A 14,854-nucleotide genomic window follows, 5' to 3' on the forward strand; every position below is an offset into this window, starting at 1 on the left:
CTCACACACCGCTTCTCACAGTCTCTACGTGAGCGGGCGGCGGGAGGTTGCACGCAGCCGGGCGGAAATTCCCGTGGACAGGCGATGCAACCCGGGGCATCCCCGGGTCCGTACTCCTCTCATGCAGGGGCCCCGGCGACCGCCGGGGCCGGTCCACCACCACGCATCAGGAGTCACCTTGACGACCCCTCACCGCAGGCGTCCGCGCCGCCTGATCCTCGCTGCCACCGCCGCGGGCGTCCTGACCGTCGGCGGCCTGGGCGCCCTCGCCCACGCCACCACCGGCGCCGAGAAGCCGGCAGGCGGCTCCGGCCCGCAGGAGTCCGCCACTCCGAGCGAGGTGCCCGGCGAGCCGACTCCCGTCCCCTCGGAGTCCGGCCCGCCCAGCGAGCCGACCGCCGTCCCCTCGGCGCCTGGCACTCCGAGCGAGCCGCAGGAAGAGCCGACCCCCGTTCCCTCGGTGCCCGGCACGCCGGGCGAGGAGCCGGGAGAGCCGACCCCCGTCCCCGAGGAGACCGGCACCCCCACACCGCTCGCGCCCGGCGAACCTTCCCCTCAGTGGTAGAGCCGGCCCTGCGGTGACCGCCGCGTCCCCGGTGACCGGACGGCACCGGGCACCGGGGACGCTGAAGCGGGACCACTTTCGCCTCACAGTGGAGAAGGTCCGCCCTCCCGTCGCCAAAGGCGGCTGCCTGACAGAGGGCTTCTATGGTCGACATGTTCCTGCCATGGGAAAGAGGCGGGGGCATGATGCCACCGAACGTTGTCGTGGTTCTGGCGGACGACCTGGGCATCGGTGATCTCGGCCCTTCCGGCTCACGCCTCGTCCGTACGCTCGCGATGACCCGGCTTGCGGCCGACGGCGTCGTCTGCGAGGCGATGTACGCCGCCGCCCCGACCGGCACGCCGTCCCGCGCCGGCCTGCTCACCGGGCGCTACGGGGCGCGTTACGGCCTGCCCGCCTCCACCGCCCCCGGCACCGACGCCGGCCTGCCGCCGGACGCGGTCACCGTCGCGAAGCTGCTCGGGAGCGCGGGCTACGCCACCGGGCTGTTCGGTCAGGGGCGGCTCGGCGCGGGGCCGGGCCGGCACCCGCTCGATCACGGCTTCGGCCGCTTCGAGGGCACCCTGTATGGCACCGACGTCATGCCGCTGGCCCGGTACGAGGGCCGGAAGGCCGTCGTGGACGACGCCGACCCGGCGACGGCCGCGCGCCGCCTCACCGACGCCGCCCTCGACTTCGTCGAGGACCACCGCGACGGCCCGTTCCTCGCCGTCCTCTCCCACCTCGGACCGCACGCCCCCTACCGGGTCGAGCCCCGCTTCCACGGCGCGTCGGCCGCCGGCGCCTACGGCGACCTGGTCGAGCAGCTCGACCACTACCTCGGCGTGCTCCTGCGCCACCTCGACCGCAGGAGACTGACGCGCCGGACGCTGGTGATCGTCTACTGCGACGATCTCGGCTACGGCGACCCCGGTTGCCACGGCTCACCACTGGTGACAACGCCCGTCATCGACGGCATGGCGCGCCGCGGTATGCGTCTCGCCGACTTCTACGCGGGCGCTCCCACCTGCACCCCGTCCCGCGCCTCGCTGCTGGACCGGCTGCTACGCGCCGCGCGTGAACCTCGCGACCGTGCTCTTCCCCGACCACACCAACGGGCTGTCGTCGCGCGAGACGTGGCGGCCCGCCTGGAGACGGTCCGCGGCACGGTGGCTTCGCCGTGGCGCCGGCAGGCGGACGGGCGTACCGGCATGGAGGTCACCGTGCCTTACCACACCACCGCGGAGGTCTGCATACCGGTCCGCGGCACCGCGATCCGCTCCCTTCGAAGTCCGCTTCCTGCGGCACGAGACCACCCGGGCGGCGAGCGCTACGCCGTCTACCGCGCGACGGCGGGCACGTACCGCTTCACCACCTGACCGGGGAGCCGGGCGGGACAGCGAAAGCCGGCGGAGCTGACGCCGGACCTGGCGGCGGAGAAGACGGGAGCCGAAGCCTGCGGGCCGGCTGTATCCCCGAGGGCCCCGGGCTTCGCTTCGCGGCGACTCGACCGTAACAGCGGTCCCCCCGCGGGCGGGCTCCGCCGCGGGGGGCGGCGGAGCCGGTGTGCCGGGTCAGCCGTGTGCAGGCTGGTTGGCGGTCTTCTTTTCGGCCAGCCACTTCTTGATGAACTGGCCCTGGTGCTCACCGCCGAGCAGGTTCCAGTCGTGGTCGTACATCATGGGCTTCCAGTAGTTGCTGTACGCCCACGCCACCCAGCTGATCTCCGGGCGTGCGTCCAGGTACTGGCGCAGCGGCGTGCCCCAGCCCGAGGTGGTGCCCTTGGTGACCGGGTCGGACCAGGGGCCTTCCGGGTTCCAGCCGAACTCGGTGAGGATCACCGGGATCTTCTTCGCGGCGTTGCCGAACTTCGCGTCGAGGTTGGCGGCGGTCGCCGCGCCCTGGTTGGGGTAGAGGTGGTAGACGTACGCGATGTTCCCGCCGCTGACGGGGTCGGCGGCGGCCTGGTTGACGCGGGTGCTCCACTGCGGGCCGCCCATGAGGATGAGGTTCTTCGGGGCGGCGGCGCGGACCCTGTTCACGACGGGCTGGATGTAGCTCTTCCAGGTCGCCCAGGAGTCGGGGTTGATGGGCTCGTTGTAGACCTCGAAGATGACGTTCGGGATGTCCTTGTACTTCGGTGCGACGTACGACCAGAAGTCGAGGACGCGCTGTTGCGGCATCCCGCTCGTGCCGCCGTAGTCCTGCACCTTGTGCAGGTCCACGATGATGTAGACACCGCGGGCGACGGCCTGCTGGACGTACGGGTCGATGTGCTGGCGGAAGTTCTCCTCCAGGCTGAGCGAGTCGTCGGGCGCCCATTCGGTGACGGGCAGCCGGATCACCTTAGAGTGCCAGCCCAGGGCGGGGTCGGTGGCCCGGTTGATGAGCTCCGCCATCGGCTTGGGGTTGCATGAGCTGCACTCGTTGTTGTGGCGCGGCCCGATCATCGATACGCCGCGGAGCGTGACGGGGTTGCCCGCCGCGTCCTTGATGCGGTTGCCCTCGGTCTTCAGCCACGGCACGGCCGCCTCGGGTGCGGCGTCCGCGGGCGCGGCGCCTTCGGGCGCCGGTCCGGCGGTGGCCTGTCCCGGGGCGATGACGGTGACGAGCACCGCCACCGCGGCGAGGAAGGCGAGCAGGAGCTTTCGTGCTTTTCTGTGCATGCGGCTCTCCTGGGAACGAAGGTTCGGTGGGGGGTGGTGCCGATGCGGTTGCGGTCCTCCTCTCCGGTGCGGGGTGGTCTCAGTGGATCCGTACGGTGCCGGTGACCGCGAGATCCGCCGAGCTGAAGCCGAGGTGCACCTGGAAGTCGCCCGGTTCGGTGCGCCAGGCGCCGTCCCAGTGCTGGAACGCGCGGGCCGGGATCCGCAGGTCGGCGGTGGCGGTCTGCCCCGGGCCCGCGGTCACGGTCGCGTGGCCGGCCAGCCAGCGCACCGGCCGGTCGACGGCGCCGGCGGGGCGGGACAGGTACGCCTGGACCACCTGCTTGCCGCGGCGCTCTCCGGTGTTGCGCAGGGCGACGGTGAGCAGCAGATCGTCACCGGCGGCGAGTTCGCCGGGGATCCCGGCCGCCGGCGGGGCCCAGGTGGTGTATCCGAGGCCGTGTCCGAACGGGTACGCGGGCTCGGTGCCGGACTCCAGCCAGGCGCGGTAGCCGATCCGGATGCCCTCGTCGTACGGCAGCCGTCCCGCCGCCGGCGTGGTGGACAGCACGGGTACGTCCGCCTCGTCCACCGGCCAGGTCGTGGGCAGCCGGCCGCCGGGCTCCACCGTGCCGAGCAGCACGTCGGCGAGCGCGTGCCCGAACTCCTGGCCGCCGAACCAGGTGAGCAGCACGGCGGCGACGTCGTCCCGCCACGGCAGCAGCACCGGCGCGCCCGCGTTCACGGCGACCACCGTGCGGGGATTGGCCGCGGCGACCGCGCGGACCAGGTCGTCCTGCCGGCCGGGGAGGGCGAGGGTGGTGCGGTCGAAGCCCTCGCTCTCCACCTCGGGACCGGTGCCGACGACGACGAGCGCGGCGTCGGCGTCGCGTGCCGCCGCGGCCGCCGCGGCGATCTCGGCGTCGGGTGCGCCGGTGTCCAGGTCGAGCCCGGCGACGAGGGTGACGCCGGAGTCCGGGCCCCGCCGCGGCGGCAGGTCGAGGCGGACGGCGATGTCCACCGGCCGGCCGGCGTCGAGTTCGACGGGCGCGCTCGCGTGCGGCGGGGAGACGAGCCCGCCGCCGAACTCCTCGCCGGTGTGGACGAGTTCTTCCCGCAGGAGTTCGGTGCCGTCGACGAGCAGCCGGAGGGTTCCGGCGCCCGCGACACCGATCCGTACCGGACCGGAGCGCGCGGGCAGATAGCGCGTGGTGACCTCCACGGTCGCGGTGTGGGCCAGCCTGGCCGAGCCCAGGCGGGCCAGGTTGGCGTCGCGCCGGTGCTCGTCGAGGATCACGGTGCCGTCGGCGCCTCGGCACACGAGGCGCACGCCCGGCCGGCCGCTGACCGGATCGGTGAGGTCGCTGCCCGCGAAGGGGGCGATGCCGCGCTGGGCGAGCGCGCCGAGGTGCCAGTCGACGCGGGTGGCGGGCAGCGCGGCCCGTAGACCCTCCAGCGGCGAGACGGCCCGGGCGGGCTCGACGGTGGCGCTGCCGCCGCCCTGGGTGCGGGGCAGGAAGCCGAGGTGCCCGATGACGGCGACGGAGCGCAGGCCGTCCGCCGACCAGGGCAGCTCACCGCTGTTACGTACGAGCACGGTGCCGGCGGCGGCCACCTCCCGCGCGAGCGCGGGCCCGTCCTCCCCGGCCGGCGGTGCGGCGACGGCCGGCGCGAAACCCTCCAGCGCACCCACACGGACCGCGAGGCGAAGGATCCGCAGCACCTTCTCGTCGACGGCCTCCTCCGGCACCCGCCCGTCCCGCACGGCAGCGGTCAGCTTGCCGCCCCAGGGGCCTTCCGGCCCCGGCATCACCAGGTCCTGGCGCGCCAGCGCCGCGGGCTCGGTGCTGCGGACGGCCCACCAGTCGGAGACCACGACGCCGTCGAAGCCCCACTCCCCGCAGAGCGGCTCGGCGAGCAGCGGATGCTCGCTCATCGTGGTGCCGTTGACGGAGTTGTAGGCGGACATCATCATCCAGGGCCGCTCGCCGGTCACGGTGTCCTCGAAGGCGGCGAGGTACAGCTCGCGCAGGGCGCGCGCGCCGATGCGGTTGTCGACGGTGAAGCGGTCGGTCTCCGCGTCGTTGGCGACGTAGTGCTTGGGTGTGGCGCCGACGCCGCCGTCCTGCACCCCGCGGACGAACGCGGCGGCGAGCCGGGAGGTGAGCAGCGGGTCCTCGGAGTACGCCTCGAAGTGCCGGCCGCCCAGGGGGCTGCGGTGCAGGTTGATGGTGGGGCCGAGGACGACGTCGACGCCCATGCGGCGGGCTTCGCAGGCGATGACGGCGCCGTAGCGGTAGGCGATCCGGGGGTCCCAGGTGGCGGCCAGTGCGGTGGCGGAGGGCAGGTTGAGGGCCGTGAAGCGGCCGTCCCAGCTCTCGCCGCGCACCCCGCTGGGTCCGTCGGACAGGACGATCCGGCGCAGGCCGACGGCGGGTTCGGCGTGCAGGGCCCAGTTGTCGGCGCCGGTGAGGAGCCGTACCTTCTGCTCCAGGGTGAGCTTGCCGACGAGGGACCGCAGTGCTGCGGTGGCGGGCTCCGTGGCGGTCCTGTCGGTCATGCGGTCGCTCCAGGGGTTTCGTGGACTCCGGTCAGCGTGAGTTCGCCGGCGAGGTGGCAGGCGACCCGGTGCCCCGGGTCGGTACCGCCGGTGGCGGGGACCAGCGCGGGGGGCTTTTCCGGTACGTCGCAGAGGCCGGGGCGGGCGAAGCGGCAGCGGGTGCGGAACGGGCAGCCGGCCGGCGGGTGCGCCGGGTCGGGCAGGTCGTCGGAGAGCCGGATGCGGCGGGCGCCGCCGCGCAGCCGCGGGTCCGGGCGGGGCACGGCGGACAGCAGCGCCTCGGTGTAGGGGTGGCGGGGGCGGGCGTACAGCTCGTCGGTCCCGGCCAGTTCGACGATCCTGCCGAGGTACATGACGGCGACGCGGTCGCAGACGCTCTCCACGACCGACAGGTCGTGGGAGATGAACAGGTAGGTGAGCGCGAACTCCTCCTGGAGGTCGCGGAGCAGGTTCAGGATCTGGGCGCGGACGGACACGTCGAGCGCGGAGACCGGCTCGTCGGCGACGACCAGTTTCGGGTCCACGATCAGCGCGCGGGCGATGCTGACGCGCTGCCGCTCACCGCCGGAGAAGGCGTGCGGGTAGCGGTGCAGGTACTTCGGCGAAAGACCGACGCGGGTGAGCATGGCCGCCACCCGGTCCTCCAGCTCCGCCCCGGTGGCGATTCCGTACGAGCGCAGCGGCTCACCGACGATCTGCAGCAGCGTCATCCGGGGGTTGAGCGAGGAGAACGGGTCCTGGAAGACGACCCGGACCTGCCGCTGGTACGCGCGCAGCCCGCGGCCGGACAGGGCGGCGACGTCCACCGGCTCCGCCCCTGCCTCCGGCCGGTAGGAGATCCGGCCCGAGGTGGGCCGGAGGATCCGGGCGACGCTGCGGCCCAGGGTGGTCTTGCCGCAGCCCGACTCCCCCACCAGGCCGAGGGTTTCACCGGGCCGGACGGAGAGGTCGACGCCGTCGACGGCGCGGACGTGGCCGACGGTGCGGCCGAGGAAGCCGCGCTTGACGGGGAAGTGCGTGCGCAGGCCGCGGACTTCGAGGGCCGGGGCCGTGCGTGCGGCCGCGGCGGCGTCCGGGAGGGCGGTGCCGGTCATGCCGTGGCTCCTTCGGAAGTGGCCGCCGCGGGGACGGCCGGCGGCGCGTCTCCGTGCAGCACGCAGCGGACCCTGCGGTCCTCGGAGAGCGCCGTCTCGGGCGGCTCCGCCGTGTCGCAGACCCCGGCGACCGCGCTGGCGCAGCGCGGGTGGAACGGGCAGCCTGCGGGGCGCTCGGAGGGGTGCGGGACGTTCCCGCGGATGGAGGCGAGCCGCTGCCGGGCACCGGCGCCCATGCGGGGTACGGAGCCGAGGAGGGCCCGGGTGTAGGGGTGGGCGGGGTCGTGGAAGATGGCGTCCACGGGGCCCTGCTCGACCACCGTGCCGAGATACATCACCACCACCTCGTCCGCGATCTCGGCGACCACGCCGAGGTCGTGCGTGATGAAGAGGACCGACATGCCGGTGTCCGCCTGGATCCCGGTCAGCAGGTCCAGGATCCGGGCCTGGGTGGTGACGTCCAGCGCGGTGGTCGGCTCGTCGGCGATGAGCAGTTCGGGGTCGCAGGAGAGCGCGATGGCGATCATCACGCGCTGGCACATGCCGCCGGAGAGCTGGAAGGAGTACGCGTCCATCCGCCGCTCGGCGCCGGGGATGCCCACCCGCTCCAGCAGTTGCACGGCCCGCGTGCGGGCCGCTTCCCGGCTCAGCGGCAGGTGCAGCCGGATGGCCTCGACGAGCTGGTCGCCGACGGTGTACATGGGCGAGAGGGCGGCCATCGGTTCCTGGAAGACCATCGCGATCCGGCCGCCGCGGACCGCGCGGATCTCCTCGCCCCGCGGGTCGAGCGCGGCCAGGTCGAGGGACCGGGCCTGGGCAGTGTCCGCGGTGTCCTCGGCCGCGGCGCCGTCCGCGGGAGCGCCGGCGTCCGCGGCGGCCGGGGCGTAGAAACGGATCGAGCCGCCGACGATCCGGCCCGGCTCCTCGACCAGGCCGAGGACGGAGCGCGCGGTCACGCTCTTGCCGCAGCCCGACTCCCCCACGACGCAGACGATCCTGCCGCGCGGGACGGTGAAGCTCACCCCGTCCACGGCGCGGACGGTGCCCTCCTCGGTGTCGAAGTGCGTCTTCAGATCGATGATGTCGAGCAACGGGGGGTCCGGTTCAGGGGCCATCGTCTCGTTCCGTCACTTCCTGTAGGGGTCCGCGGCGTCGCGCAACCCGTCGCCGGCGAAGTTGAGGGCCAGTACCGCGGTGACGACGGCGAGGCCGGGGAGCATCAGCCACGGGGCGGAGGAGAGCACGCGGATGTTCTGCGCGTCCTGCAGCAGCACGCCCCAGCTCACGACGGGTGCCTGGAGACCCAGGCCGAGGAAGCTCAGCGCGGTCTCGGCCAGGATCATCGCCGGGATGGAGAGCGAGAGCTGGGCGATGAGGTGGCTGCTGGTGGACGGCAGCAGGTGCCGGAAGATCACCCGGCCGCGGGTGCAGCCGTCCAGGCGGGCCGCGGTGACGAACTCCTCCTGGCGCAGGGCGAGGAAGCGGCCGCGTACCTCCCGGGCCAGATGGGTCCAGCCGATCATGGCCAGCACCACCGTGATGGCGAAGTACCGCCGCAGCGGCCCCCAGTCGGGTGGCAGGGCCGCCGCCAGGCCCAGCCAGAGGGGCAGGTGGGGCAGGGACATGAAGAACTCGACGAGCCGCTGGATCGCGGTGTCGGTTCTGCCGCCCAGGTAGCCGGAGATCCCGCCGAGCGTCACGCCGAGGAGGAACGCCACCACGACGCCCACCAGTCCGATGGTCATCGACACCCGGGTGCCGTGGATGAGTTCGGAGAGCAGGTCGTGTCCGTTGCGGTCGGCCCCCAGCAGGAACATCGCGGCGCCGGGTTCCTCGGGGCCGATGAGGTGGCGGTCCCAGGGGATGAGGCCGAAGAGGTGGTATTCGTCGCCCTTGACGAAGAAGCCGATGGGGACGTCCGCAGACGGGTCGGTGGTGAAGGTCTGCTCGTACGTGTCGTCGTCCACGGTCGTCGTGTAGCCGTCGACGTGCAGGCCGCCGCTGAACCGGACCGTCTGGGGCGGGGCGTACGGGTAGTCGTCGTCGAGGTAGTCCGTGCCGTAGGGCGCCAGGAACTCCGCGAAGAGCGCGACGAAGTAGAAGGCGAGCGTGACGATCAGGCCGGCCATGGCGAGCTTGTGCCTGCGGAACCGGCGCCAGACGAGCCGCCATTGGGAGGCGCCGTGTCTTGCCGGTGCTGCTGGCGGCGCGGGCCGGGTGCGTATGCGCATGGTCGTCCCTCATCCCTGGGCCAGCCGGACCCGTGGGTCCAGCCAGGCCAGCAGTACGTCGGAGAGCAGGGTGCCGATCACGGTCAGCAGGCTGACGATGAGAATGATGGAGCTGGCCAGGTACATGTCCTGGCTGCGCAGCGCGCCCAGCAGCAGCGGCCCGGTGGTGGGCAGCGACAGCACCTGGGAGACGATGACCTCGCCCGACACCAGCGCCGGCAGCACGTAGCCGACGTTGGAGACGAACGGGTTGAGCGCGACCCGCAGCGGATACTTCAGCACCAGCCTGCGCTCCGGCATGCCGCGCGCCCGGGCGGCGACGACGTACGGCTTGCGCAGTTCGTCCAGGAGGTTGGCGCGCAGCACCCGCACCAGGCCGGCGGTGCCCGCCGCGCCCAGTACCAGCACGGGCACCCACAGATGGCTGAGGAGGTCGAGGAACTTGCCCAGGTTCCAGGCCGCGTCCTCGTATTCGGGCGAGTAGAGCCCCCCGACGCTCATCCCGAAGACGCTGTGGCCCAGGTACATCAGCACCAGCGCGATCATGAAGTTGGGGATGGCGAGGCCCAGGAACCCGACCGTGGTGGCCACGTAGTCGCCGACCGAGTACTGCCGCACCGCCGAGTACAGGCCCACGGGGAACGCCAGCAGCCAGGTCGCCAGGAGGGTCGAGACGGCGAGCACCACGGTGAGCGGCAGCCGGTCCATGACCAGGCTGGACACGGACTTCCCGTACTCGAAGGACTCCCCGAAGTCGCCGTGCAGCACGATCGCGGAGACCCACTTCCCGTACTGCTCGTAGACCGGCTCGCCGAGCCCGTAGCGCTCGCGCAGCGCGGACATCTGCGCCTCGTCCATCCGGTCGCCCTGGTTCTCCAGCCGGGCGGCGAGGGTGGTGAGGAAGTCGCCCGGGGGCAACTGGATGATGGCGAAGGCCACCACGGAGATCCCGAAGAGCGTGGGGATCATGTAGAGGCACCGACGTGCCAGGTAGCTCAACACTGCTCGACCGTCCCGTCAGCCGTGTGCCGGTTACGCGCCGATGGCGAACTGCTCGGGGTTCATGGCCCCCGGCATGGGGAACTTGGCGGCGAAGAAGCTCTTCTCGGGCACGTTGCGGAAGGTCTCGCCGACGACGCCGTAGCCGGGCAGCGGGGTGCTGATCCCGATGGTGTAGAACTGCTCCTTCGCGATGGCGAGGATCTGCTTCATCGTCGCCGCGCGCCGCTTCCCGTCCGTCTCGGCCGCGATCTCCTCGTGGTAGAGGCGGTACTGCTCCTTGGCGTGGGCCGGCGGCTCCATGCCCTCCCGTCCTCCGGTGGCCAGCCAGGTGAACCACTCGGGGCAGAAGGCGTTGTTCTCGCCCCACTCCGGCATGAAGAAGGCGGGGGTGCTGACGGGGTCCAGGGCGCCGTCCCCGTCCCAGGCGAGCGCCTCGTGGCCGTTGCCCTGGATGAGCTGCATGCGCAGGGTCTCGTCCTCCGCCTGCACGCTCATCCGTACGCCGACGGCCTCCCACATGGGCTTGATGATCTCCAGCGCGTCGGCCAGCTCGGGCTTCCCGGCACCGGCGCTGACCAGGATGCGGAAGGAGAACGGCTCGCCGTCCGGGCCGCGCCGCGGCCCGTCGCCGTCCCGCCGCAGACCGGCCCGGTCGAGGTGCTCGTTCGCCTTGTCCGGGTCGTACTCGGTGTACTGCTTGGCCATCTCCTCGTCGAAGAAGCCGGAGTCGCGCGCGGGGGCGACCTGCCAGGGCTCGCCCTGCCGGGCGTGCACCGCCTTGATGACCTTCCGGCGGTCGATGGCGTACGAGAGGCCGATGCGGAAGTCGCGGCTGCCGAAGACCTCCCGCTTCGCCTCGTCCTTGCAGGTGAGGTTGAGCATGATCGTCAGGGTGTTGAGCTTGTCCGACGCCAGGTCGAAGAAGCGGTAGTGCCCCTTGGCCCGGTCCCGGGCCAGCACCGGCTTGTTCTTGGTGGTGGTGACGTTGCGCTCGATCATGTCGATGTCGCCCCGGAGCACGTTGAGCAGCACCACTTCGGCGTCCTGGGCCATGGCGAAGTCGACGCCGTCGAGGTAGGGCAGTTGGTTGCCCTCCGGATCGACCTTGAAGTAGTAGGGGTTGCGGGTGAACCGCATGCGCGTGCCGCCGCCGATGGCGTCGTCGGGCAGCCAGGCGTGCAGCCGGGGCAGCCGCGGGTCCTTCCAGAGCATGCCGGCGTAGAGCGCGTCCTGGAGCAGTTCCATCGGGCCCGCGTAGTCCAGCTCAATGGCCGCCTTCTCGGCGTCCGGGCTGAGGTCGGGGTGGAACTGGCCGAGGTAGTGCTTGGGCAGCCGGGTCAGCATGTCGTAGACCTCGTTCGCCATGCCCGTCAGATAGAGGGCGTTGGGCCCGGCGAAGGTGAACTCCACGGTGTACGCGTCGATCTTCCGCAGCTTCGCCGGGCCGCCGCCGACGGTGTACTGGCCCGGCGTGTCCGGGATGATCTCCTTGTTCATGATCAGGTCCCGGAAGGCGAACTCGATGTCGTCCGCGGTGAACGGCTCGCCGTCGGACCACCTCAGGCCCTTGCGGAGCCTGAACGTCACCCGCGTGGCGTCCTCGCTCTCGCTGAACGACTCCGCGACGTTGGGGATGATCTTCTTCCAGTCGCGGTCCCAGCGGACCAGGTTCTCGTACGCGAAGGCGTAGCCGAGGCGGCCGGCGTCGCCCGCGCCGATGAGCGCGTTGCGCCAGGTGCCGCCGTAGGCCGCCGCCCGGTCGACCGGGCGGACCACGAGCGGCTCCGCCGGCAGCCGCTTCGGCAGCGCGGGCAGCTTCCCCTCGTCGACCAGCCGCTGCAGCTCGGGCGCCTGCCCCTTGCCCTCGACCGGCGCCGTGTCCGCGCCGCCCGCCGGATCCGTGCTGAAGTCGCAGCCGTTCAGCGTGAGTCCGCCGACGGCCCCGGCCGCCACCAGTGACCCGCCGGCCATCAGCAGCCTTCTCCTGTCGATGCGTCCCGTCATCTTCTCGCTCCCTCGGGTTCAGTAACCGCGGATGTCGGGCCAGGCGATCTCGACGCCGTGGCCGGTCAACGCGCTCTGGTAGTCCGCGAGTCGGGCGGGCTGGGCGCGGACCTGGTGCGGGGTGGTGCGGTGGCGCAGGCAGTACGCGGCGAGGAGTCCCGCGGCCTCGCCGGCGTTCCACTCGACCGGATGCAGCCGGTAGCAGCCGTTGGTGAGGTGGGTGGTGCCGATGTTCTTGGCGGCGGGCAGCAGGTTGCACATCCGCTCGGGCAGCAGGGCGCCCAGCGGGATACGGAAGGGCGAGGAGGCCACGTCGATGTAGTTGTCGCCGCCGGTGGAGGGGTGCAGGTCGATGCGGTACGACCCGATGCCGACCGAGTCCTCGTACGCGACCGCCCCGCGATCACCCCGTATCGCGAGGGACACGTCCTGCTCCGTCACCGTGTACACGGCCCGGATGCGCCGGGATTCGCGGATGTACGGGCCCATGCACAGCCCGTCCGCCGTGCCCACGACGTCGCCGCGCAGCCGCAGTCCGGGCAGCCCGGTACTCCCGTCGGGGCGCGGCATCTCCGTCTGCATCCAGTAGAGGAAGGAGAGGCTCATCTGCCGTGCGCCGGCCAGGTGGCGCGCGGCCGCCGCGGGCTCGACCTCGTACAGCGGCCCCTCGACGTAGTCGATCATCGGCCAGTTGACGATGACGACGTCGCCGGCGAGCGCGCCGTCCTCGAACGAGGAGCGGGCGAGGACGCGGCGGAAGGCCCACAGGTCGAGGTCGCCCGCCAGGCCCTGCAGGGCGGGTTCGCCCGGCGCGGGGTCGGGGATCAGCACGCGGGTCGCCGGCCGCAGCGTCTGCGGCTTGGGCGCGACCATGCTGAACATCCGGTCGGGCCAGTACGGGGGGCGGTAGTCGCGCCAGAAGCCGTAGTCGTCGGGCTTGTCGATGGTATGGTCCTCACCGGCCCGGTGCTCGACGGCGAAGCACCAGGAGGCGGCCTGCATGTTGAGCGGCTGCCGCCGCGCGGGGGCGCTGGGCTCCCCGGTGTCGGCCTGCGACTCGAACCCCGTGACGTACTCGGTGCCGGTGAGCGGCAGCAGTTCGCCGGTCTCCGTGGCGTCCAGGAAGTACGCGGCGGTCACCGTGACGTCCTCGCCGGAGCCGAGGTCGCGCAGCGTCACGCTGGTGACGGCGTCGCCGTCGGTGGTCGCCGCGACGGGGCGGTGCCCGAGCCGCAGGTCCAGCAGGCCGCTCGCCCGGTGCGGCGCGAGCATGGCCCGCAGCACGGCGTGCGCCGCGCTCGGCTCCGCGCACAGCGCGCTCACCCGGCCGGCGCCGGGGTTGAGGGCCGGTCGCCGGCGCGCCGCCGCCGACAGCGGGTACCAGTGCCGGTAGTAGTCGCGGATCCCGTCCCGGAGCCGGCGGTAACTCGCGGTGCAGCCGAACTGCTCGATCCAGGGGTGCTCGTCGGGCGGCGTGCCCTGGACGGTCAACTGGCCGCCGACCCAGTCGTACTCCTCGGTGAGGAGGACCCTGAGGCCCGAGCGGGCGGCGGCCAGGGCGGCGGCCACGCCGCCGAGCCCACCCCCGACGACGGCTATGTCGGTGCGCAGCTCCGTCATGCCTCTCCTCCCGGAGCGCCCGCCGGGGCCACGGCGACGGTCTCCCCGCCGGGCGGCGTGCAGGAGAGCAGGATCTGGTCCTCTCGCGGCGCGTCGGGGGTGTCGAGCAGGCGCAGGAGCAGCCGCACGGCCTCGCGGCCGATCTCCCGGCGGGGGATCTCCACGCAGCTCCAGCCGGTCCCGGGGTACGGGCCCGTCTCCGTACCGCGGAGCACGACGAGCGAGAGCCGCGCGGGTATCGCCAGGTCCCGGGCGGCGGCGAAGCCGGCGATGCGGCCGGCGAACGACTCGTCCTCGGCGACGAACGCGGTCATCCCGGATGCCAGGGCGAGGTCGAACCACTCCTGCGTGAGGTCCCCGGCGTTCATCAGCACCGGGAGCTGCGGGATGCCGGCGTCCGCGCAGGCCGTGCGGTAGCCGGCCTCGCGGTCGACGACGGCCTCGACCCTGTGTGTGATGCCGAGGTAGCCGACCCGGCGGTGGCCCAGCGAGACCAGCCGGGCGACGGCGTCGCGGGTCGCCTCGGCGTAGTCGGCGCTGACCCAGGCGATGTCGGCGCCCGGCACGTCGCGGCGGCCGATATGGACGAAGGGGTAGCCCTCCCGGCTGAGGCGGGCGAGGTCGGAGTGGTCGTGCGCGACGCCGAGCAGCACGCTGCCGTCGGCGACGTTGAGCCGGTTCGAGCCGTCGCTGTAGAGCTGACGCTGACCGTCGGGGCCCTCCGTGGAGGTGAACAGCACCAGGTCGTGGCCCTCGGCGACGGCCTGTTCCTCCACTCCGACCAGGAACTCGTGGTAGAAGTCGCGGCTGGCGATCGGGAAAACCGACTCGAAGGTGTGCACCCCGATCATCCGGTTGCGCTTGCCCTTGAGGCTGCGGGCGGCGGGATTGGCCGCGTAGCCGAGGTCGCGGACGGCCTGGCGGACCAGTTCCTCCGTCTCGACGGGTATCCGGTGGTCGGTGGCACGACCGTTCACGACGGCGGAGACGGTCGCCTGCGACACGCCCGCACGGCGGGCGACGTCTGCCTGGGTCGGTGCCCCGCGACGGCGTTTGACTGACAAAGGAACCCCTTGCTGTTACGTATCAGCAGCGGATTAGCAGGACTTGAGCCCCTCTTGCTGTTTCGTAGCAGCGACCATAGGAGCGGGACA

The 14,854-nt window shown here is 72.5% G+C and carries 11 protein-coding genes; 2 read left to right on the forward strand and 9 right to left on the reverse strand.

Translation table 11 applies throughout. The features are described from left to right. Nucleotides 1-178 precede the first annotated feature (178 nt). Together FB457_RS31860 and FB457_RS31865 are read left to right on the forward strand one after the other, a co-directional pair. Complete coding sequence (locus tag FB457_RS31860; RefSeq protein WP_145784101.1) at nucleotides 179-565, forward strand: hypothetical protein; 387 nt, start codon at nucleotides 179-181, stop codon at nucleotides 563-565. Nucleotides 566-747: 182 nt separating this feature from the next. Then, nucleotides 748-1,923, forward strand: coding sequence for a sulfatase-like hydrolase/transferase (locus FB457_RS31865; protein WP_186462076.1), 1,176 nt, complete (start codon nucleotides 748-750; stop codon nucleotides 1,921-1,923). A gap of 195 nt (nucleotides 1,924-2,118) precedes the next feature. Here the strand turns inward: FB457_RS31865 and FB457_RS31870 are convergent, their stop codons facing one another. From FB457_RS31870 to FB457_RS31910, 9 genes are all read right to left on the reverse strand, one after another. After that, complete coding sequence (locus FB457_RS31870) at nucleotides 2,119-3,210, reverse strand: glycoside hydrolase family 5 protein (RefSeq protein WP_145784104.1); 1,092 nt, start codon at nucleotides 3,208-3,210, stop codon at nucleotides 2,119-2,121. Between the two features lie 79 nt (nucleotides 3,211-3,289). Further along, nucleotides 3,290-5,749, reverse strand: a complete 2,460-nt coding sequence (locus tag FB457_RS31875; protein WP_145784106.1) for a glycoside hydrolase family 3 C-terminal domain-containing protein — start codon at nucleotides 5,747-5,749, stop codon at nucleotides 3,290-3,292. Next, nucleotides 5,746-6,843: an ABC transporter ATP-binding protein gene (locus FB457_RS31880; protein WP_047019625.1), complete on the reverse strand. Its 1,098-nt coding sequence runs from the start codon at nucleotides 6,841-6,843 to the stop codon at nucleotides 5,746-5,748. Before FB457_RS31880 ends, FB457_RS31875 begins: the two co-directional genes overlap by 4 nt. After that, nucleotides 6,840-7,958 (reverse strand): ABC transporter ATP-binding protein, encoded by a 1,119-nt coding sequence (locus FB457_RS31885; RefSeq protein WP_145784108.1) that lies wholly within the window; start codon nucleotides 7,956-7,958, stop codon nucleotides 6,840-6,842. Before FB457_RS31885 ends, FB457_RS31880 begins: the two co-directional genes overlap by 4 nt. 12 nt (nucleotides 7,959-7,970) lie before the next feature. After that, complete coding sequence (locus FB457_RS31890; RefSeq protein ID WP_047019623.1) at nucleotides 7,971-9,074, reverse strand: ABC transporter permease; 1,104 nt, start codon at nucleotides 9,072-9,074, stop codon at nucleotides 7,971-7,973. Nucleotides 9,075-9,083: 9 nt separating this feature from the next. Beyond that, the gene (locus FB457_RS31895) at nucleotides 9,084-10,076 is read right to left on the reverse strand and encodes an ABC transporter permease (protein ID WP_107086184.1); all 993 of its coding nucleotides are present in this window, start codon (nucleotides 10,074-10,076) and stop codon (nucleotides 9,084-9,086) included. A 30-nt stretch (nucleotides 10,077-10,106) separates the two neighbouring features. Further along, nucleotides 10,107-12,080, reverse strand: a complete 1,974-nt coding sequence (locus tag FB457_RS31900; protein ID WP_145784109.1) for an ABC transporter substrate-binding protein — start codon at nucleotides 12,078-12,080, stop codon at nucleotides 10,107-10,109. An 18-nt stretch (nucleotides 12,081-12,098) separates the two neighbouring features. Further along, entirely contained in the window at nucleotides 12,099-13,700 is a 1,602-nt protein-coding gene (locus FB457_RS31905) for an FAD-dependent oxidoreductase (RefSeq protein WP_222439528.1), read from the reverse strand. Beyond that, complete coding sequence (locus FB457_RS31910) at nucleotides 13,697-14,764, reverse strand: LacI family DNA-binding transcriptional regulator (protein WP_047019619.1); 1,068 nt, start codon at nucleotides 14,762-14,764, stop codon at nucleotides 13,697-13,699. The genes FB457_RS31905 and FB457_RS31910 overlap by 4 nt, the downstream gene beginning before the upstream one ends. Nucleotides 14,765-14,854 lie beyond the last annotated feature (90 nt).

It is taken from the genome of Streptomyces sp. CNZ287, from assembly GCF_007827615.1.